Origin of the sequence: Pseudarthrobacter enclensis (assembly GCF_001457025.1) — a bacterium.
GTDB classification, from domain to species: domain Bacteria; phylum Actinomycetota; class Actinomycetes; order Actinomycetales; family Micrococcaceae; genus Arthrobacter; species Arthrobacter enclensis.
This window is the reverse complement of the sequence record NZ_KQ758601.1, coordinates 432,400-449,232: the sequence shown is the minus strand read 5'-3', so window position 1 is coordinate 449,232 and position 16,833 is coordinate 432,400. Positions and strand designations below refer to the sequence as shown.

Annotated in this window: 18 protein-coding genes and 1 riboswitch; of the genes, 4 read left to right on the top strand and 14 right to left on the bottom strand. The window is 67.1% G+C overall.

Annotated elements, in window-relative coordinates; all coding sequences use genetic code 11:
* Positions 1-20 precede the first annotated feature (20 nt).
* Complete coding sequence (locus AS031_RS10080) at positions 21-1,277, top strand: glutamate--cysteine ligase 2 (RefSeq protein ID WP_058268092.1); 1,257 nt, start codon at positions 21-23, stop codon at positions 1,275-1,277.
* 16 nt (positions 1,278-1,293) lie between these two features.
* On the opposite strand, the gene AS031_RS10075 is transcribed toward AS031_RS10080, so the two are convergent.
* Genes AS031_RS10075 through AS031_RS10065 form a run of 3 tightly spaced genes read right to left on the bottom strand, consistent with a single transcriptional unit; the run spans position 1,294 to position 3,188 of the window.
* The gene (locus AS031_RS10075; protein WP_058267992.1) at positions 1,294-2,502 is read right to left on the bottom strand and encodes an O-succinylhomoserine sulfhydrylase; all 1,209 of its coding nucleotides are present in this window, start codon (positions 2,500-2,502) and stop codon (positions 1,294-1,296) included.
* A complete protein-coding gene (locus AS031_RS10070) occupies positions 2,503-2,913 on the bottom strand; it encodes a rhodanese-like domain-containing protein (protein ID WP_058267991.1) in 411 nt (136 codons plus the stop codon).
* Entirely contained in the window at positions 2,910-3,188 is a 279-nt protein-coding gene (locus tag AS031_RS10065) for a DUF1737 domain-containing protein (RefSeq protein ID WP_058267990.1), read from the bottom strand. The genes AS031_RS10070 and AS031_RS10065 overlap by 4 nt, the downstream gene beginning before the upstream one ends.
* Positions 3,189-3,201: 13 nt before the next feature.
* A riboswitch (SAM riboswitch) is annotated at positions 3,202-3,316 on the bottom strand.
* 236 nt (positions 3,317-3,552) lie between these two features.
* Here AS031_RS10065 and opgC point away from each other — a divergent pair.
* Positions 3,553-6,024 (top strand): OpgC domain-containing protein, encoded by a 2,472-nt coding sequence (gene opgC, locus AS031_RS10060; protein WP_058267989.1) that lies wholly within the window; start codon positions 3,553-3,555, stop codon positions 6,022-6,024.
* 9 nt (positions 6,025-6,033) lie between these two features.
* Here opgC and AS031_RS10055 read toward each other — a convergent pair whose 3' ends face one another.
* Both AS031_RS10055 and AS031_RS10050 read right to left on the bottom strand, forming a co-directional pair.
* Positions 6,034-6,615 carry a GNAT family N-acetyltransferase gene (locus AS031_RS10055; protein ID WP_058267988.1) on the bottom strand — a complete coding sequence of 194 codons (582 nt, stop codon included), beginning with the start codon at positions 6,613-6,615 and terminating at the stop codon, positions 6,034-6,036.
* 140 nt (positions 6,616-6,755) lie between these two features.
* Positions 6,756-7,010, bottom strand: coding sequence for a hypothetical protein (locus AS031_RS10050; protein WP_058267987.1), 255 nt, complete (start codon positions 7,008-7,010; stop codon positions 6,756-6,758).
* A 257-nt stretch (positions 7,011-7,267) separates the two neighbouring features.
* Here AS031_RS10050 and AS031_RS10045 point away from each other — a divergent pair, with 257 nt between their 5' ends.
* Positions 7,268-7,978: a TetR/AcrR family transcriptional regulator C-terminal domain-containing protein gene (locus tag AS031_RS10045; protein ID WP_058267986.1), complete on the top strand. Its 711-nt coding sequence runs from the start codon at positions 7,268-7,270 to the stop codon at positions 7,976-7,978.
* A 27-nt stretch (positions 7,979-8,005) separates the two neighbouring features.
* Here the strand turns inward: AS031_RS10045 and AS031_RS10040 are convergent, their stop codons facing one another.
* Positions 8,006-8,470 (bottom strand): pyridoxamine 5'-phosphate oxidase family protein, encoded by a 465-nt coding sequence (locus AS031_RS10040; protein ID WP_058267985.1) that lies wholly within the window; start codon positions 8,468-8,470, stop codon positions 8,006-8,008.
* A gap of 58 nt (positions 8,471-8,528) precedes the next feature.
* A complete protein-coding gene (locus AS031_RS10035; RefSeq protein WP_058267984.1) occupies positions 8,529-9,458 on the bottom strand; it encodes an aminodeoxychorismate lyase in 930 nt (309 codons plus the stop codon).
* 131 nt (positions 9,459-9,589) lie between these two features.
* On the opposite strand from AS031_RS10035, the gene cls reads away from it, so the two are divergent.
* A complete protein-coding gene (cls, locus tag AS031_RS10030; protein ID WP_058267983.1) occupies positions 9,590-11,029 on the top strand; it encodes a cardiolipin synthase in 1,440 nt (479 codons plus the stop codon).
* Between the two features lie 21 nt (positions 11,030-11,050).
* Here cls and AS031_RS10025 read toward each other — a convergent pair whose 3' ends face one another.
* The 7 genes from AS031_RS10025 to AS031_RS09995 form a co-directional block, all read right to left on the bottom strand.
* The gene (locus tag AS031_RS10025; RefSeq protein WP_058267982.1) at positions 11,051-13,132 is read right to left on the bottom strand and encodes a chorismate-binding protein; all 2,082 of its coding nucleotides are present in this window, start codon (positions 13,130-13,132) and stop codon (positions 11,051-11,053) included.
* Between the two features lie 19 nt (positions 13,133-13,151).
* Positions 13,152-13,691 carry a low molecular weight protein-tyrosine-phosphatase gene (locus tag AS031_RS10020; protein ID WP_058267981.1) on the bottom strand — a complete coding sequence of 180 codons (540 nt, stop codon included), beginning with the start codon at positions 13,689-13,691 and terminating at the stop codon, positions 13,152-13,154.
* Positions 13,692-13,871: 180 nt separating this feature from the next.
* Positions 13,872-14,495: a LysE family transporter gene (locus tag AS031_RS10015; RefSeq protein WP_058267980.1), complete on the bottom strand. Its 624-nt coding sequence runs from the start codon at positions 14,493-14,495 to the stop codon at positions 13,872-13,874.
* 37 nt (positions 14,496-14,532) lie between these two features.
* Positions 14,533-14,922, bottom strand: a complete 390-nt coding sequence (locus AS031_RS10010; RefSeq protein WP_058267979.1) for a type II toxin-antitoxin system VapC family toxin — start codon at positions 14,920-14,922, stop codon at positions 14,533-14,535.
* Complete coding sequence (locus AS031_RS10005; RefSeq protein WP_306589672.1) at positions 14,919-15,221, bottom strand: type II toxin-antitoxin system Phd/YefM family antitoxin; 303 nt, start codon at positions 15,219-15,221, stop codon at positions 14,919-14,921. The genes AS031_RS10010 and AS031_RS10005 overlap by 4 nt, the downstream gene beginning before the upstream one ends.
* A gap of 69 nt (positions 15,222-15,290) precedes the next feature.
* Complete coding sequence (locus AS031_RS10000) at positions 15,291-16,109, bottom strand: methyltransferase domain-containing protein (RefSeq protein ID WP_058267978.1); 819 nt, start codon at positions 16,107-16,109, stop codon at positions 15,291-15,293.
* Between the two features lie 29 nt (positions 16,110-16,138).
* Complete coding sequence (locus tag AS031_RS09995; RefSeq protein ID WP_058267977.1) at positions 16,139-16,636, bottom strand: MarR family winged helix-turn-helix transcriptional regulator; 498 nt, start codon at positions 16,634-16,636, stop codon at positions 16,139-16,141.
* Positions 16,637-16,833 lie beyond the last annotated feature (197 nt).

Sequence of the window (16,833 nt, the reverse complement as noted above, 5' to 3'; positions counted from 1 at the left end):
CCCTGCCGGACAATGTGGGTATGCGTACATTCGGCGTCGAGGAAGAGCTCCTGATCGTTCATCCGGAAACCGGAGAACCGCTCGCTCTTGCCGATGCCCTGCTGTCCGGGCGCCAGGTCGCCGCCGACGATTCGGCCGACGGCCCGCACGCGCCAGGGCCGCGCCCGCGGGATCCGCACACGCTCGAAACCGAGGACAAGACGGTTTACGACGACGACGGCATGGGCCTGAGTGCCGAGCTGAAGCTGGAACAGATCGAGACGCAGACGCGGCCGTGCCTGGAATACGGCCAGCTCCTGAACCAGATCCGGGCCGGAAGGACACTTGCCGACCGGGCGGCGCAGAAGCACCAGGCCCGGGTGGCCGCCCTGGCCACCTCCCCGCTGGGACTCAACAGCCACACCACCCCGGACCCGCGGTACGCCAGGATGCTGGAACGCTTTGGACTCACGGCCCAGGAACAGCTGACCTGCGGATTCCACGTGCACACCTACATCGAGTCCCCCGAAGAGGGCGTGGCCGTCCTGGACCGCATCCGGGACAAGTTGGCGGTGCTGACGGCCCTGAGCGCCAATTCGCCGTTCTGGAATGGTGTCCCCACGGGATTCGAAAGCTACCGCACCCAAGCCTGGAACAGATGGCCCACCTCCGGTCCGGCCGGGATCTACGGGACATACCCTGCGTACCGGAGGGTGGTCACCCGGCTGCTGGACAGCGGTGTGATGCTGGACGAGGGGATGCTGTACTTCGACGCGCGGCTCTCCAGGAACCATCCCACCGTCGAAGTCAGGGTGGCCGACGTATGCCTGCGCGCCGAGGACGCGGCGTTGATCGCCTGCCTGGTGCGCGCCCTGGTCGAATCAGCCGGGCGGGAATGGCGCGACGGCGTTGACCCGGCGCCCGTACCCACGGTGCTGCTCAGGATGGCCTCCTTCCAGGCCAGCAGCGCAGGACTCAGCGGAGAACTGCTGGACTTCGGCAACTTCCGCCCGGCGCGCGCTGCCGACGTGGTCCGGTCATTGGTGGATTACCTTGCGCCCGTGCTGGATGAGCAGGGCGAGCTGGCACTGGCCCGGCAGGGCGTGGAGGACATTATCGCCCGCGGCACGGGATCGGCCGAGCAGCGGCAGGTGCGCGGGAAGGCGCTGGTGGCACAGCCGGAGGACGCGGGATTGGGCGCGGTGGTCAAGCATGCCGTCAGGGTCACCATGCGCGACGCCCTGGACCCTTCGGAGGTGGAAGCCGTGCCGGAGCTCCTGCGGGTCAGGCAGTCCTAGCCGGCACGCTCCCGGCTCAGATCTGCTTGAGCGCCTGCTCAAGGTCGCGGATGAGGTCTTCCGGGTCCTCCAGGCCCACGGACAGGCGCACCACCCCGTCGCTCAGGCCAATGGCTGCGCGGCCTTCCGGGCCCATGGCGCGGTGCGTGGTGGTGGCCGGGTGGGTGATGAGGGACTTCGAGTCACCCAGGTTGTTGGAGATGTCGATGACCTTCAGCGCATCGAGCAGGGCAAAGGCCGCTTCCTTGCCGGAGCGGCCGCCCGACGGCGCCAGTTCCAGGGTCAGCACGGTGCCGCCGGCCTTCATCTGCCGTGCGGCGAGGTGATACTGCGGGTGGGATTTGAGGAGGGGGTACTTGACCCAGCTGACGGCCGGCTGCTGCTCAAGCCATTCGGCCAGCCGGAGCGCGGTGGCCGAGGAGTGGTTGACGCGCAGGCCCATAGTCTCCAGGCCCTTGGTGAGGACCCAGGCGTTGAACGCGGACAGAGCGGGGCCGGTGTGCCGCATCAGCTGCTTCACGGGACCGTCGATGAACTCCTTGGTGCCCAGGATGGCTCCGCCCAGCACCCGGCCCTGGCCGTCGATGTGCTTGGTGCCGGAGTAGACGATGACGTCCGCGCCGAACTGGCCGCAGCGCTGCAGCAGGGGAGTGGCAAAGACGTTGTCCACGACGACGGTGGCGCCGGCCGCGTGCGCCAGTTCGCTGACCGCCGCGATGTCCACGATTTCCTGCATGGGGTTCGAGGGGGATTCGAAGAAGACGGCGGTGGTGGGCTCCGCCAGGGCGGCCCGCCACTGGTCCAGGTCCGGGCCGTCCACGAAGACAGTCTCGACGCCCCACCGCGGCAGGATCTCGTTGAGGATGACGAAGCAGGAACCGAACAGGGACCGCGCGGCCACCACCCGGTCGCCGGCAGCCAGCAGCGCGCCGAGCGCGGTGAAGACCGCGGACATGCCCGACGCCGTCGCGAAGCATGCCTCGGTGCCTTCGAGCAGGCGGAGGCGTTCCTGGAACGTGGCCACAGAAGGGTTGCCGTAGCGGGAATAGACAAAGCGTTCGTCCTCGCCGGTGAACGCCCGTTCGGCGGCAGCCGCGGACTCATAGACGAAGCCCGAGTTGAGGAAAACTGCCTCGGAGGTTTCCTGGAAGTTGGTGCGGTCCAGCCCGCCGCGGACTGCCTGGGTGTCGGGGTTCCAGCCGGCGGCGTCTTCGTTGAAGGTCACTTAGTTCTTTCCGAGGTTGGTGGGCAGGCCGCGGTTCTTCCAGCCGTTGACGGTGCGCTCACCGTAACGGTCGGGTTCCCCTTCGAAGCCTTCCAGCACGTTGTAGGAGGTGAAGCCCGCCTGTGTGGCGGCAATGGCGGCGGCGATGGACCGCTGGCCGGAACGGCAGAGGAACACGAGCTCGGTACCCCGGTCCTCAGGCGCCTGGTCGTTGAGGTCCTTGATGAAGTCCGGGTTGGGGATTCCGCCGGGGAAAGTCCACTGGATGAACAGGGGATCGTTGTCCGTGGCTTTGGTGTCCGGAATTCCGATGTGCGCCCATTCGCCTTCCGTGCGGACGTCCACCAGGATGGCGCCCTGCTCGAGCTTGGTCCAGGCTTCCTCGGGCGTCAGGTCTCCGGCGTAGCTCATGCGTGGCCCTCGCCGTCGAATTCGGGTTCATCACCGGATGCTTCGAGGTTGTCCACGGCAGTGGCGACGGCGGCATCCGCGGACGCGATGGCCGCGGGCAGCACCAGGGCCTGGGCCACGATGACGCTGCTGCCGTTGAAGGTTGCCGCCGGGCTGCCATGCAGGACGTAGCCTTCCGCCAGTGCAGCGGAAATCCGCTCGCAGAAAGCGCGGTCGTCCGGGCCGGTGACAAGCCGGTAGGAAAGTCTCTCTTCAGGGGCAGGTGCGTCAGACACGACGGATCTCCTTCTCTCACGCTTGCAGCTCGAATCGGTCGATATGCCGAGTATTCACCTGAGGCACCCCGCCGTGGAAGGAGGGTTGCCGACCGGCCAGTCAGGGCTTGCCACCGGTACTCATTACTCCCCAAAAACGTAACACCTGCCGCGGTGGGCCGCACCGCCGCCGTCGTCATGTTCCGTAACTGAACCGTCAGCGGGGCGTCACACCCGGCTGCCGGGGCAGTGCCGGGAAGTACGACGGCGGCATCGCCGCAGGTGGGCGCGTCCGGCAGGGCTTCCGGCGCCGTCGCGGGCCGATAAAGTACTGGTGGGGCCAGTGCCCCGCATCAGGTCTTCGGCACCGGGGGGTTCCACCAGCATGCGTACAGCCACGCGACAACGTACCGGGAGGCCGTCCCGCATTCCTCGCCGCGCCACGGCCTGGTCCCTTCTTTCGGCGCTGCTGCTGACCGCCTGTGCGGTGCTGCTTCCCGCGGGCGCAGCGCGGGCAGCAGCCCTCGACGTGGACCCGGGCAAACCGATGCTTGGTGCGGTCCTCGAGTGGGGCGAAGACTCTGCCGCCGGGTTCGCCGAGAGGCTGGGTGCGTCCCCTGCCGTGTTCGGCCATGACATCGCTTTTCCCTACCGCCAGTCCGAGCAGGCCAACCTGCAGGGCTTCCTGGAACAGTCATCCCTGCAGGGCTCCCATGCGATGTTCACCGTGAAGCCCACGGTTCCGCTGGACCAGATCGATGACGCCGCGGCGGAGGCGTTCGCCGGCGAGCTGCGGCGGCTGGCGTCGGGGTTCAAGGGCCAACTGCTGATCCGGTTCGCCCCGGACATGAACGCCAGCTGGGTGGAGTGGGGCCAGCAGCCGGCCGCCTACCGGGACGCCTTCCGCAAGGTGGCGGCAGCGTTCCACGGTTCCGCCGGCGACGGACCCGTCATGGTGTGGGAGCCATACCTTGGTGAGGGTTACCCCTTCGACAGGAGCAGGAACGCGCCCGCGCCCGGAAGCGAGGGGTTCGCACTCCTGGACACGAACGGCGACGGCCGCTGGGACGGCTCGGACGGAGCCTACGCCCCCTACTACCCGGGTGACGACGCCGTGGACTGGGTGGCGCTGACGGCGTACCACGACGACACTGCCGGCGGCCCACCGGTCAACACCGTCCCGCGGGCCGGGGAGCTTGAGCAGATGCTGACGTCCTCGGGCTCCGAGGACTTCTACGGCACGTATGCGGCCGGCCGTGACAAGCCGATGCTGCTCCACACGGCGGCGTTCTTCAGCCCGGCAGCCGGCGGCCCGTCCGAGGCGGACGTCAAGGCCGCCTGGTGGGACCAGACGGTGGGCGTTGCCACGTCCACCCGGTTCGCGAAGTCGGCGGCCCTCGTATGGGACGAGCGGACCAGCACCAGGGACACCGGCGTGGCCGGAATCGACTGGCGGCTGACGGGCAACCCGGCCGTGGCCCAGGCGGCGCACGACAGGCTGAAGTCTTCCCCGATGGTCACCGGTCCGGTCACGGAGGTGGGGCAGGGCCAGTCCTACGTCCGGTCCAACACCCTGGCCGGGCCCGCTGCCTGGACGGTGGGGGCGGCGCTGTTGATCCTCCTGGTGGCGCTGTGGCAGGTTCCCCGAAAGGTCAGTGCCGCCACGGCCTGGGGTTATGCGGACCCGTCAAAACGGGACTCCCGGGTTGACCTGCTGCGCGGACTGGCCATCGTCTTCGTGGTGGTCAACCACCTGGGCATGACCTCGCTGTTCCAGCTGCTGACCCAGGAGGCCATCGGCTTTGTCAGCGGGGCCGAGCTGTTCGTGCTCTTCTCCGGACTCGTGGTGGGTATGGTGTACGGGCCCAGGGCCCGGGAGGACTTCGGAACAGTGGTGGACCTGACCTCCCGCCGGGCGGGAAAGCTGTACGTGACGGCGCTGGTGGTGCTGGTGGGTGTCTTCCTGGCGTCCCTGCTGCCCTTCTTCCGCACCGAAGCCCTGACAACCTTCGTGGACCAGGGAACCGGCGGCGCAGGACATGGCGGAGCGGGACGCACGTACGACCTCTACGCGGGAATGGAGTCGCTGTTCCAGTTCCCGATGCCCCCGCAGGTGCTCCCGGCCATCCTGCTGCTCCAGTTCGGGCCCTGGCAGTTCAACGTCATGGGCCTGTACGTGGTGCTGCTGCTGCTCAGCCCGCTGATCCTGGCCGCGCTTAGCCGCGGCAAGGCCGCCTGGGTGCTGGCCGGGTCCCTGGCCGTCTACGCGGTGGGGACCGTGACCCGGTTCCGGCTGCTGCCCTCGCAGTTCGAGGACTCCTTCCCGCTGCTCGTGTGGCAGGTGCTGTTCGTCATCGGGCTGGTGGCCGGATACCACCGGCGGAAGATCGTGGACTGGCTCGCGGCGAGGACGTGGCTGGTAGCCGCGTGCACCGCCGTCGCGCTCTTCCTGACGTTCCTTTCCTGGGGCAACCCCTACCTGGCCAACGGGTTCGACGTGCGCCTCGCGCTGATCCCGGACACGGCCTACCGGGCCATGTACGACGCCTTCTTCGCCCGGACCTACCTGGCGCCCGGGCGCCTGCTCAACGTCCTGGTCCTGGTGGTGGCCGCGTACGCGTTCCTCTCGGCCTACTGGAAGCCGGTGGAACGGGCGCTGGGCTGGTTCCTCATTCCGCTGGGGCGGGCCACGCTGTACGTGTTCATCATGCACGTGGTGCTCATCGCCGTGGTGGCCAACATTCCGTCGCTCCAACAGGAGTACATACTCCTCAACACCGCCGCCTACGCCGTCATCCTGGGGCTCCTGTGGACCATGGTCCGGACAAAATTCCTGTTCCGGATCATCCCCACGTAGGGCCTCCGCTCAGGCCGGCGGCAGGATGACCTGGTGCAGCAGATGGTCCTGCCAGGCCCCGGCGATCTCGAGGTACTCGGGTGCCATGCCGATCTCCGTGAAACCGGCCCTGGCCAGGACCTTCCGGGAGGCGGCGTTGCCGGGCAGCGTGGCTGCCTGGATGCGGTGCAGCCCAAGTTCCTGCGCCGCATAGCCGGCAACAAACCGGACAGCAGCGGAGCCGATCCCGCGCCCCACATGCTCCCGGTCCACCCAGTAGCCCAGGTTGGCGCTGAGGAAGGGTCCGCGGACTATGCCGGTGAGCGTGATGGTTCCGATGACCCGCTCCTCGCCGTGGCCTTCATCGTCTTCCACCAGCACCCAGGGGACTTCGGTGCCCAGGCTGAACATCTCCCGCTTGGCCCGGATCAGGTCCTGCTGGTGCGGCACGGTGAAGAACGCATCGGAGCGGCGCGGCTCCCACGGAGCGAGGTGCCCGCGGTTGCGGCGGTACGCTTCGGTGAGGGGCGCCGCGTGGCGGGAGTCCAGCAGCCGTATCCCAACGCCATGCCCCAAGCCGGCGGAGCCTGTCCTGTCAGTCGAGTTGGTCATGAGGCATTCTCGCAGCCGCTGGCCGCGGCTCGGGCCTGCCGTCACGGCGAAGGTCCGGTGGAACGACGCTGACGGGCAATGGCTGGGAATGGCGGGACCGGCAGGCGGAAAGCCTGCCGGTCCACAATTTTCACTAATGCCTAAAGCAGGTCCGGGTACGTGGAAACTATGTAGTCCGCGGCGGCGGGCCCCTTCATCCGCAGCGAGTTCTTTTTCGGGTTGATCCTGTGCTTCATGGCGGCCCAAAACTTGGATTCCGGGCCGGGGGATTGCTGGTTGATGAAGCACCAGCTGGTGTACAGCCCATACAGACGGTCACGGCTCATGCCGGGTTCCGGGGCTTCGTCGAGGTAGGTGGCTTCCTGGAGGAAGAGGTCAATCTGCGAATTGGCCATGATGGCTTCCCTTCGCTCAGTGCAGTGGTTGTCGCCATTCGGCTATAGCGGCAAACCTCCCACACGCCCTGCACGGGGCGGCGGAGGGTAAATGGCCCCAAAAAGGGTCTTTCGGGCTGAATATTTGCCTTATCTACACTGTAGACTTTACCCGTAGACTACAACACAAGCAATGCCCCGCCGGGTACGGCCCCACAGGCCCAGTGCCTCTCCTGCTGGATGTGCGGGCGTGCATGAATGACGCAAGGACGGGCACCATGGCCACCCCAGACACCGGAGCCGGGACGCAGACCCCCGGCAAGCCGCGCCTCACCAGGGAGGCGGTGCTGGCCAAGGCCCTTGAAATCGTGGATGCCGACGGCGCGGATTCGCTGACCATGCGGCGCCTGGGCCAGGAATTGGGCCGGGACCCCATGGGCCTTTACCGCTACGCGGAAAACCGCGCCGCTTTGCTGGACGGCGTTGCCGAGCTCGTGCTCGATGACTTGTCCCTCACACCGTCGGACCCGGACTGGAAAGGCCAACTCCGGACGCTGGCCCACGACCTGCGGCTGCTGGCACTGCGGCACCCCAATGTGGTTCCGCTGCTGGTCACCCGCCCGCTGTCAACGCCGCTGGGATTGCGGCCGCTGGGCACCCTCCGGCCTTTGGAGCAGATCCTGTCCCTGCTGGTCAAGGCAGGCTTCCGTGCTCCGGACGCACTGCACGTCTACCGGGCTTACTACGGATTCCTTTACGGCCACATCCTCAATGAGCTTCAGGAGTACATCGTGGACCCGGATGAGAACGAAGCGCTGCTCCGGCTTGGGCTCCACCGGTTGCCCCCGAAGGAGTTCCCGCGGCTGCGGTCCCTGGCGCCGGCATTGGTTGAGTACGACGGCGCCGAGGAGTTGGACCAGGGGATCAGCATCCTGCTGGCCGGGCTCGAAAGCCAGCTCAAGCGACAGCAGGACTCCGCCTCGATGTAAGTACGCCCGGTAGCAGGTTCGCGCGGCCTATTCGAAGGACGCGCGCCGCCGGTCCTGCAGCCGGGTGTTCCAGACATCCGGGCGGTTCACCTGGAACCGCCGTCCCGTCAGGGCCTTGGCGTTCAGTCGGATGTAGTTTGACTTCTCGCCGGGCTGCCACGGTTCAAGGCCCAGGCTGTCCACGGCGTCCATGTCCTCCTGGTCCTCGATGACCTGGGTGTCGCCCCGGACCACCACACTCCATGCGAGCTCGGTGGCGGGGTCGTAGCCGTCTATCTCCAGGGCTGCCGGACGTTCCATCATGGCACCCCACAGCTTGGAGCCCGCTGCGGTACGGAAAGCGATGCTGCGGCGGTGCACGACGTAGTTGACCGGGAAGACCTCCGGATGACCGTCCACCACGATGGCGAGCCTGCCCAGCGTGTCGTCCTCAAGAAGTTCCCAGCAGTCGTCGAAGGAAAGGTTTTCGATTGGCAGCTTGAGCGAGTCCATGGTCCACACCTTACGGGCGAACCTGCACTCACAAAAGGGACTTCACCAGTTGTTTCACTTACTCGATTCCGGCATACAGTCCGGTCAGTTCGGCCGTCAGTTCTTTCCGCAGCGCAGGCGTTCCGATGTCCTTGCCGTCGATCCGGTTGACCGGGGCCAGCAGCCGGACGCTGGAGATCAGCCATACGGCGTCCGCGTCCAGCAGGTCCTGCGGCTCCAGCGGTCCGTAGCCCAGCTCCCAGCCAGCTGCCTTGGCGGCGGTGAACAGGGCACCCTGGGAGGTCCCCGGAAGGATGCCGCTGTCCAGCTGCGGTGTGATGAGGCGCTTGACGGTTGATCCGTCGTCGGACTTTTCCACATGGGCCAGCAGCACCGTTGACGTGGGGCCTTCCAGGACCCGGCCGTCGGACGAGAGGAAGATGACGTCGTCCGCCCCCTGCTTGCGGGCATGGCGCAGCGCCGCCATGTTCACCGCGTAGGACAGGGTCTTGGCGCCCAGGAGCAGCCACGGCGCACGCTCGGCGACGTCGCTGTCGTAGCCCCGGTCGAGGAAGATCACATCGAGGCCTGTTTCGCGCTGCCGGCGCCCGGCGGCGCCCGCGGCGGACACCTGCACCCAGGCGGTGGGGGAAGCTGCCCCCTCCACACCGCGGGTGGCCACCAGTTTGACTACCAGCTCGTCTTCCCCGGCTGTGGGTGCGGGGTGCTGGTCCCGGTGTGTGGCGATACCCGTGGCAATGGCCCGGCGCCACGCGTCCTGGCCCGGAATGGCCAGGTCCAGTGCCTCAGCGGATCCACCCAGGCGGTCCAGGTGTGCCTGCAGCTTTCGGACGGAGCCGCCCACCGCGAGCATCGTCTCGAAGATGCCGTCGCCGCGGGTTGCCCCCTGGTCCGTGACCATCAGCTGCGGCCGGGACGCGTCAGCGAGCCGGCCGTCGGGGAATGCGGGGTCAAGGAAAACGAGGACAACAGGGGCGGGAGAGCTCATGGCTCCAGCTTAGTGCGGGGCGGCGCGGATAAGCTGGGCGGAGCGCCCCGGGAGGAAACCGTCCGCCGGGAGCCTGTCTTCCCGGGGGTTAACTCGTGTTGTGGCCTTTTTCGCTTGCCGGCACCGCGCCGATGTGGGTTGTGGTGATCCTTGGCGTGGCCGATCTCGCCATTAGGGTGCTGGCCATTGGCATCATCCCGGGAAACCGGCGGCCCACCACGGCGATGGCGTGGCTGCTGGGCATCTTCTTTGTTCCCTTCGTGGGCATCATCCTGTTCCTGCTGTTCGGGAACTTCAAGCTCTCCAGCCGGCGCCGCGAACAGCAGCAGCTGGTCAACGACAGGGTGCGCGCGGGGGTCACGCCGCTCGCCGACGTCGAAAGCGACTATCCCGGCCCGGAATGGGTGAAGTCCGCCGCGGAATTGAACCGGCGGCTGGGGTCGTTGCCCATGGTGGACGGCAATACCGTGGAGCTGATCCCCGGATACCCGGACTCCATCCTGGCCATGACCCAGGCGGTCCGTAAGGCCAGGAAATACGTGAACGCCGAGTTCTACATCATGAGCTCGGACCACGTCACGGACGACCTCATCACGGCGATGGAGGAAGCGGCCGAACGCGGGGTGGAAGTCCGGCTGCTGTTCGACCACATCGGCACGCTGCGCATCAAGGGCTACAAGAACCTGCTTGACCGGTTGAAGGCCGGGAAGATCCAGTGGAAGAGGATGCTGCCGCTCCTTCCCATCCACGGCCAGTGGCGGCGCCCGGACCTGCGGAACCACCGCAAGATCATGGTGGTGGACGGGGAGGTGGCCTTCACCGGCTCACAAAACCTGATCGAGCCGTCCTACAACAACCCGCGCCACCGCAAGGCGGGCCGCGAATGGGTGGAGCTGATGGCCTGCCTGCGCGGCCCCATCGTGACCACCCTGAACGTCGTGTTCGCCACCGACTGGCTCGGCGAGACGGACGAGTCGCTGGAACACCAGCTGCAGCTTCCCTCCGATCCGCACCCCGGAGCCATCACGGCCCAGGTGGTGCCCAGCGGCCCGGGATTCAGCACTGAGAACAACCTGCGGCTGTTCAACACCCTGATCTACTCGGCGCAGCACCGGATTTCCATCTGCAGCCCGTACTTCGTCCCGGATGACTCCCTGCTGTACGCCATCACCACGGCGGCCCAGCGCGGAGTGGACGTTGAATTGTTCGTCTCCGAGAAAGGCGACCAGTTCCTGGTCCACCACGCCCAGCAGTCCTACTATGAGGCGCTGCTGGAGGCGGGGGTGCGCATCTACCTGTACAAGGCGCCGTTCGTGCTCCATGCCAAGCACTTCACCATCGACGACGAGGTGGCCGTCCTGGGATCAAGCAACATGGACATGCGCTCGTTCTCGCTGAACCTCGAGGTGTCCGTCATGCTGCTGGGCGAGGACATCGTCACCAAGATGCGGGCCGTGGAGGACACCTACCGGGACATCTCCCACGAACTCATCCTGGAGGACTGGCTGAAACGGCCGCTCGCCGCCCGCTACGTGGACAACGTGGCCAGGCTGACGGCCACCGTCCAGTAATCCCCGGGCCGTTGTAGGGCGTCAGCCGGGGAACTCGGCGCCGAGCGTGTACAGCACCCCGAACGCCTTGGTCCGGATCTCCTCATACTCGTCGTCCGGAACCGAGTCGGAGGTGATGGCGCCGCCGACGCCGAGGGACAGCTCCGCCGTACCGTCGCCTCCGGCGCTGACCACCAGTGTCCGGATGGCCACGGCAAGGTCGGTGGCCCCGTTCAACGAGAAGTACCCGACGGCGCCCGAATAGACGCCGCGCGGGCCCGCTTCCAGCCGGTCCAGGATGGCCATGGTGCTGATCTTGGGGGCCCCGGTCATGGAACCGGCGGGAAAACACGCCGCCACGGCCTCGGCGCGCGACGAGCCGGGCAGCAGCTGCGCGTCAATGGTGCTCACCATCTGGTGGACGGTGGCGTAGCTTTCGATGGCGCACAGCCGGCTCACGGTGACCGAGCCCGGTACGGCGAAATGGCTGAGGTCGTTCCGCAGCAGGTCCACGATCATGATGTTCTCGGCGCGGTCCTTCAGCGAGGTGGCAAGGTCCGTGCGGAGCGCGGCGTCTTCTGCGGCGTCGGCAGCCCGGCGGCGGGTGCCCTTGATGGGCTCGGCGCGCATGCCGCCGTCGGACGCGATCCGCAGGAACCGTTCGGGTGACGTGCTTGCCACGGTGACCCCGCCCAGCCGGAGGTAGCTGGCGAAGGGCGCCGGGTTGCGCCGGCGCAGCGCCAGGTAGGCGCCCCAGGCGTCGAAGGAGCCGGTTGCCACCCTGGCTTCCAGGGTGGTGGTGAGGCAGACCTCGTAGGTGTTGCCCTCGGCGATTTCGCCCTGCGCGGCAAGGATCTTTCCGCGGTAGGCGGAGCCGCTGTCCCGGCTGCTGAAGGCGGGGATTGCGCCGCGTCCGACGCCGGTGCTGCCGCCGGCGGAGGCGGGTGGGGTGCCTGCCGCCCCGGCTGCCGCAAGGACTGCCGCCCGCGCCGTGTCCAGCCAGGCGGCAGCGTCCGGCGCGTCGAGCGCCAGCAGCCATGCAGCACCCTCGGCGTGGTCCAGGACCACGGCCCTGCCGGCGCAGATCAGCGCCGCATCAGGGGTGGATGCCCGGACGTCCGCGCCGCCGGTCTCGCGTTTCAGCTCATACCCAAGGTAGCCCAGCCACCCCAGGGTGAAATCCCCCGGGTAGGTCTCCGGAGCCTCGACGGCGCTGCGTCCCCACACGGAATCAAGCCAGCGGAAGAACGGCCCGGGGACGGTGGCTGTGGCCGAACCGGCGGTGATGGTGCTGGTCCCGGAGGCGTGCGCCACTGCCTGCCCGAAGCTCCCGCCGTCGTCCGCCAGGATGCTGAAGCGGCTGCGGGCGGCGGCGGTGAGTGCAGTGGGATCCGTGGATCCGGGACGGGCAGCAGTGTCGGCGTTGGAGGAATCGAGCCAGACGGCGTTGGCGGAGCGGCCGTACAGGGAGGCGAACAGTCCGGCGGGGTCCGGCCTCGCCTCCAGGCGCTCGGCGAGCAGGCGGAGGCCGCGCCGGCCCGGGAGTTCCGGCGCCAGGACCGGGGCCAGGGCAGGGAGGTACGGCAGGAGGTGCAGCACGTCCCCCGGGGCGCTGCCGTCCGCCACGTTCCGGACCCGGAGATCGGCGCCGGCAGGCACATCATCGGCGGCCAGCCAGTCAGCCTCCTGTGCTGCCCACTGGTCCCAGTACGGTTCATAGGTGGCGCCGTCGCGCTGCAGGGCGCGCGTGCGCCGCACTTCCTCCGGGGAGTCCGCCCAGATGACGGCACTCAGCAGGGGACGGGCGGCGGCCGCGGCAGCACCAACGCCCTCCACGATGACGATCTCGGCCGGCAACGTGACCCGGGTTTCGCCGTCGTAATGCCGTTCCCAGTCCCAGCTGGTCCAGGTGGCGGCCTCGCCGCGGCTGAGCGGGCCGAGGACGGTGCTGACGTAGCGTTCGATCCCGGCGGCCAGGCCGTTCCAGCCCGGGTAGATGTCCTCGAGGTGGAACAGCGACACCTTGTGGTGGGCGCGCAGCTGTGCGGCGAGCTCCACGGCAAGGGTGGTCTTGCCGGCGCCCGAGCGTCCGTCAATGGCGATGATGACGGGGGCTGGGCTCATGGAGTAGAGCGTACCTTTTTCAGTGTGGCTGCCGCTCCAGTTGCAGGTTCGCTGCCACCGCCGCCTTGATATGGCCCACCAGGCCGGGCAGTGCGGTGTGGATCTGGTGCCAGACGGCGTCGAAGTCCGCGATCCCGCCGTACCAGGGGTCCTCGATGCCCTGGTCCAGGAGGTCCCGGCCGGCCATGGCGGGATCGAAGCTCCGGAGCATCCGGATTTTCTCCAGCGATTCCCTGTCCGGGGCTGCCTGGCTGAGCCAGGCGTAGTGGTCGATGTCCAGGGCGAGGATCAGGTCCCGCTCCCGGAACCAGGAATGCATCCATTCCCGCGCAACGTGCTGGTCCGAGGCGAGCTGGGTGACGGCCAGCCTCCGCGCGGCGCGGGGATCGATGGGCCGGCCGGCCTCGTAGCCGGTGGTGCCGGCGGAATCCACCGCCACGACGTCATCCAGCCCTTCGCGTTCCAGGGCCGCCCGCAGCATCATTTCCGCCATGGGGGACCGGCAAATATTGCCGGTACAAACGGCAATGACGCGGTATGGGCTCGACGTTGAGTTCATGCGTCTAAGCATGCGCTTTCTGGGCACGGTTGGCCAGCGGCGATTCACAATAGTTGACGGGTTTGTAAAGATGCATGACGAAAGTCCGCCAGGGGTAAGGGGCAAGGTTGGGGATGCCGGCCGGTGTGCAGCGGCCCCCTGACCCGGATGATCCGGTACCAGGGCTCAGGGATGCAGGGGTCAGTGGATGAAGGCCAGCAGGATCCCAACCGCGACGAACAGGACGCCGAAAACCTTGCTGAGGACCAGTTGTCCCCGTTCGGTCTGGGTGAACCGCTGGAAGGAGCGCGCCGCGGCGGCGAAGAAGAACCACATCACCAGGATGTCGATGGCCACGATGGTGGCGGTGAGGACGGCGTACTGGGTGACGATCGGCTGGTCCGGGCGGATGAACTGCGGCGTGAAGGCCAGGAAGAACACGATGGCCTTGGGATTGAGCAGGTTGACCCAGAAGCCGCGGCGGAAAATGGAACCGGCAGGCTCAAAGCGCAGGGCGGCGGCCTGTTCCTCCTGGATAGCCGGCTTGCTGAGGAACTGCCGGATGCCCAGGTACACCAGGTAGGCGGCGCCGGCGTAGCGGATGATGTTGAAGGCCAGGGGTGAACCGGCCACCAGCACGCCAACGCCCAGCGCCACGATGAGGACGTGGACCACCAGTGCCGCCTGCTGGCCCAGGATGCCCCAGATGGAGCGGCGGAAACCGGCGTTCAGGGAGTTGCTCATCGTGTTGATGGCTCCGGCTCCGGGGGTGAAACTGATCAGGGCGCCGGCGCCGGCAAGGGCGAGCCAAAGGGAAAACTGCACTGACCAATCTTACGCGGCCGGCCCGCCCTCCTAACGGTCACCACAAGGTGGCCACGGGTTCGAAAGCTTGAAGGTCCTCGTCTGCGGTGACGAGGGTGAAACCCTCCACCATGGCCTGAGCTGCCAGCAGTCGGTCAAAGGGATCCTTGTGGTCCCAGTCGAGCTGTCCGGCGGCAAGTCCATGGGAGGCGCTGACTGGAAGCTCGGAGGCGTAGAGGTGAGCGAGCTGCCGCCCGAAGCTTGCGGTAATTGCGGACCCGGCGGGAAGCTTTCCGAGTTTGTGCTTGTAGGACAGCTCATAGGCGGTCACCGGCGAGACGAAGACCTGGTTCTCTAATTTGGAAATTGCGTTCCGTGACTTGGTGGAGAGCCGCTTTGGCTCAGCGATTGCCCAGAGAAATACGTGGGTATCCAGGAGCAGCCTCATTCCCCGGCAGCCCCCATCTCTTCGTCCGTCCACCGCTCATAGAACGCATCCGGAATATGCAGGGGGGTCAGGAACCCAAGTTCCCTCCTTGTGGGAGGCTCGATCCTGACCAGCCGGGCTACGGGGCGTCCCGCTTTCGCGATGACAACATCCTCGCCCCGTTCCACGAGGTTCAGAAGTTCGGAAAGCCGAGTTTTTGCTTCCTGGACGTTGTACTGCCCCATGTTGACCAAGTCTACTTGGTCAACCTCGACGGCATAAGGCTCTGCCCAGTACTCATTGGTTCCGTAGTAGCTCATTGTCCGAGGTTATGGGAGCGGCGCGGTCCCCGGCAGGGCGGTGGGGGGCTATGTGGAAAACCGCCCGGCCTACGCCCGGGCAATGACCTCTCCGTTCGGAATCAGGAACCAGCCGTCATCCGTGGAGCCCCAGCGGTGCCACCCGGCGGAAATCCTGGCCAGGTCGGCCTCGTTCGCTAAACCGTACTCCAGCGCCTGCTCCGCGAATGCCGAGTGCAGCACCCGTTCGCCCCAGACGCGGGCCTGCCACCGGCGCTGCTGGCCCGTGGCGTAGAGCCAGTTGCTGCTGGTGGGCGCGACGTCGGTGAAACCCGCGGACTGCGCCCAGCTGACCAGGCGCCGCCCGGCGTCGGGCTCTGCTCCGTTCCGCCGCGCAATCCGCTGGTACAGGTCCATCCATTCGTCCAGTTCCGGAATGGCGGGGTACCAGCTCATCCCGTGGAAGTCGGCGTCGCGCACGGCAACGATGCCGCCCGGCTTGGCCACCCGGCGCATCTCGCGCAGCGCCTCGACCGGGTCCGTGAGGTGCTGGAGCACCTGGTGGGCGTGGACGACATCGAACGTCCCGTCGGCAAAGTCAAGGTCGTAGATGTTGCCGGCCAGGAATTCCACGTTGGGCACTTCGCGTTCGACTGCGAGCGCCTGGGCCTGCACGATGACGTCCGGGGACCGGTCCAGTCCGGTGACCTTTCCCGGGCTGACCAGAGCGGCGAAGTCGCACGTGATGCTGCCCGGGCCGCAGCCGACGTCGAGCACGTCAGAGCCCGGGGTGAGGTGTGGCAGGACAAATGCCGCTGAGTTTTCGGCGGTCCGTGCGGCGTGGGCGCGGACTACGGACTCGTGATGGCCGTGGGTGTAGACGTCGTCTTCAGGCTGCTGCGCACTCATAAACAAACGCTACCCCCTGCGCGCCGCGGCTATTCGGATTCCGTCCTTGCCGCCACGGTCGCTTCGATCATCGACGCCATGAAGCGCGTGGCGATATCCAGTTCCTCGGCCGAGAAACCGGCCAGGGCGGTCCCCATCCGCTGGGCCAACGGGGCGAAAATTGCCCCGCCTTCCCGGAAGGCCTTGGGCGTCATCTTCAGCTGGACCTGCCGGCGGTCCGCGCTGTGCCGCTCGCGGACCACGTGGCCGGAGTTGTCCAGCCTGTCGATCAAGGCGGTGGTTGCCGGCGAGCTCAGGTTCAGTTCCCTCCGCAGCAGGCCGGGCGTCACCACGATGCCCCGCGCCGTGTGGCGCATGATCACTGCCAGCGCATTCATGTCCGTGCGGTGCATGTCCTTGCGCTCGCCGGCGGCATCAACGTAGCGGTTGGCTTCGAGGGTGAATTCCTGCAGCATCCGGATCAGGGGATGGCCGAACTCCGGACCCGCCGGTGGAAGGGCACTCGGTTGTGCGTTGTCGTCTGCCATCTCCACCTCCCTGTCATTGGTTGCAGGCTGCCTGCTGCTCCGCGCCCGGCATCTGCGCCGGGCGTACTGACGGATATTACTCCAGCGCCGGTCATCGGGTGGTTCTCAGCCGCCGGGGCCGACGCGATACAAAAAAGCTTGACTGGAACTTATCTCTATTATGGAGATAATCTATGCTGGAGCAAATACTACTCCCC

Bases quoted from the DNA above. Each gene is read 5' to 3' on its own strand.
- AS031_RS10050 (WP_058267987.1), bottom strand. From the start codon at position 7,010: ATGGCCAATTCGCAGATTGACCTCTTCCTCCAGGAAGCCACCTACCTC.
- AS031_RS10040 (WP_058267985.1), bottom strand. From the start codon at position 8,470: ATGGACTCGCTCAAGCTGCCAATCGAAAACCTTTCCTTCGACGACTGC.
- AS031_RS10010 (WP_058267979.1), bottom strand. From the start codon at position 14,922: ATGAGGCTGCTCCTGGATACCCACGTATTTCTCTGGGCAATCGCTGAG.
- AS031_RS10005 (WP_306589672.1), bottom strand. From the start codon at position 15,221: ATGAGCTACTACGGAACCAATGAGTACTGGGCAGAGCCTTATGCCGTC.
- AS031_RS10080 (WP_058268092.1), top strand. From the start codon at position 21: ATGCGTACATTCGGCGTCGAGGAAGAGCTCCTGATCGTTCATCCGGAA.
- AS031_RS09995 (WP_058267977.1), bottom strand. From the start codon at position 16,636: ATGGCAGACGACAACGCACAACCGAGTGCCCTTCCACCGGCGGGTCCG.
- AS031_RS10070 (WP_058267991.1), bottom strand. From the start codon at position 2,913: ATGAGCTACGCCGGAGACCTGACGCCCGAGGAAGCCTGGACCAAGCTC.
- opgC (WP_058267989.1), top strand. From the start codon at position 3,553: ATGCGTACAGCCACGCGACAACGTACCGGGAGGCCGTCCCGCATTCCT.
- AS031_RS10025 (WP_058267982.1), bottom strand. From the start codon at position 13,132: ATGAGCCCAGCCCCCGTCATCATCGCCATTGACGGACGCTCGGGCGCC.
- AS031_RS10055 (WP_058267988.1), bottom strand. From the start codon at position 6,615: ATGACCAACTCGACTGACAGGACAGGCTCCGCCGGCTTGGGGCATGGC.
- AS031_RS10020 (WP_058267981.1), bottom strand. From the start codon at position 13,691: ATGAACTCAACGTCGAGCCCATACCGCGTCATTGCCGTTTGTACCGGC.
- AS031_RS10000 (WP_058267978.1), bottom strand. From the start codon at position 16,109: ATGAGTGCGCAGCAGCCTGAAGACGACGTCTACACCCACGGCCATCAC.
- AS031_RS10035 (WP_058267984.1), bottom strand. From the start codon at position 9,458: ATGAGCTCTCCCGCCCCTGTTGTCCTCGTTTTCCTTGACCCCGCATTC.
- AS031_RS10045 (WP_058267986.1), top strand. From the start codon at position 7,268: ATGGCCACCCCAGACACCGGAGCCGGGACGCAGACCCCCGGCAAGCCG.
- cls (WP_058267983.1), top strand. From the start codon at position 9,590: ATGTGGGTTGTGGTGATCCTTGGCGTGGCCGATCTCGCCATTAGGGTG.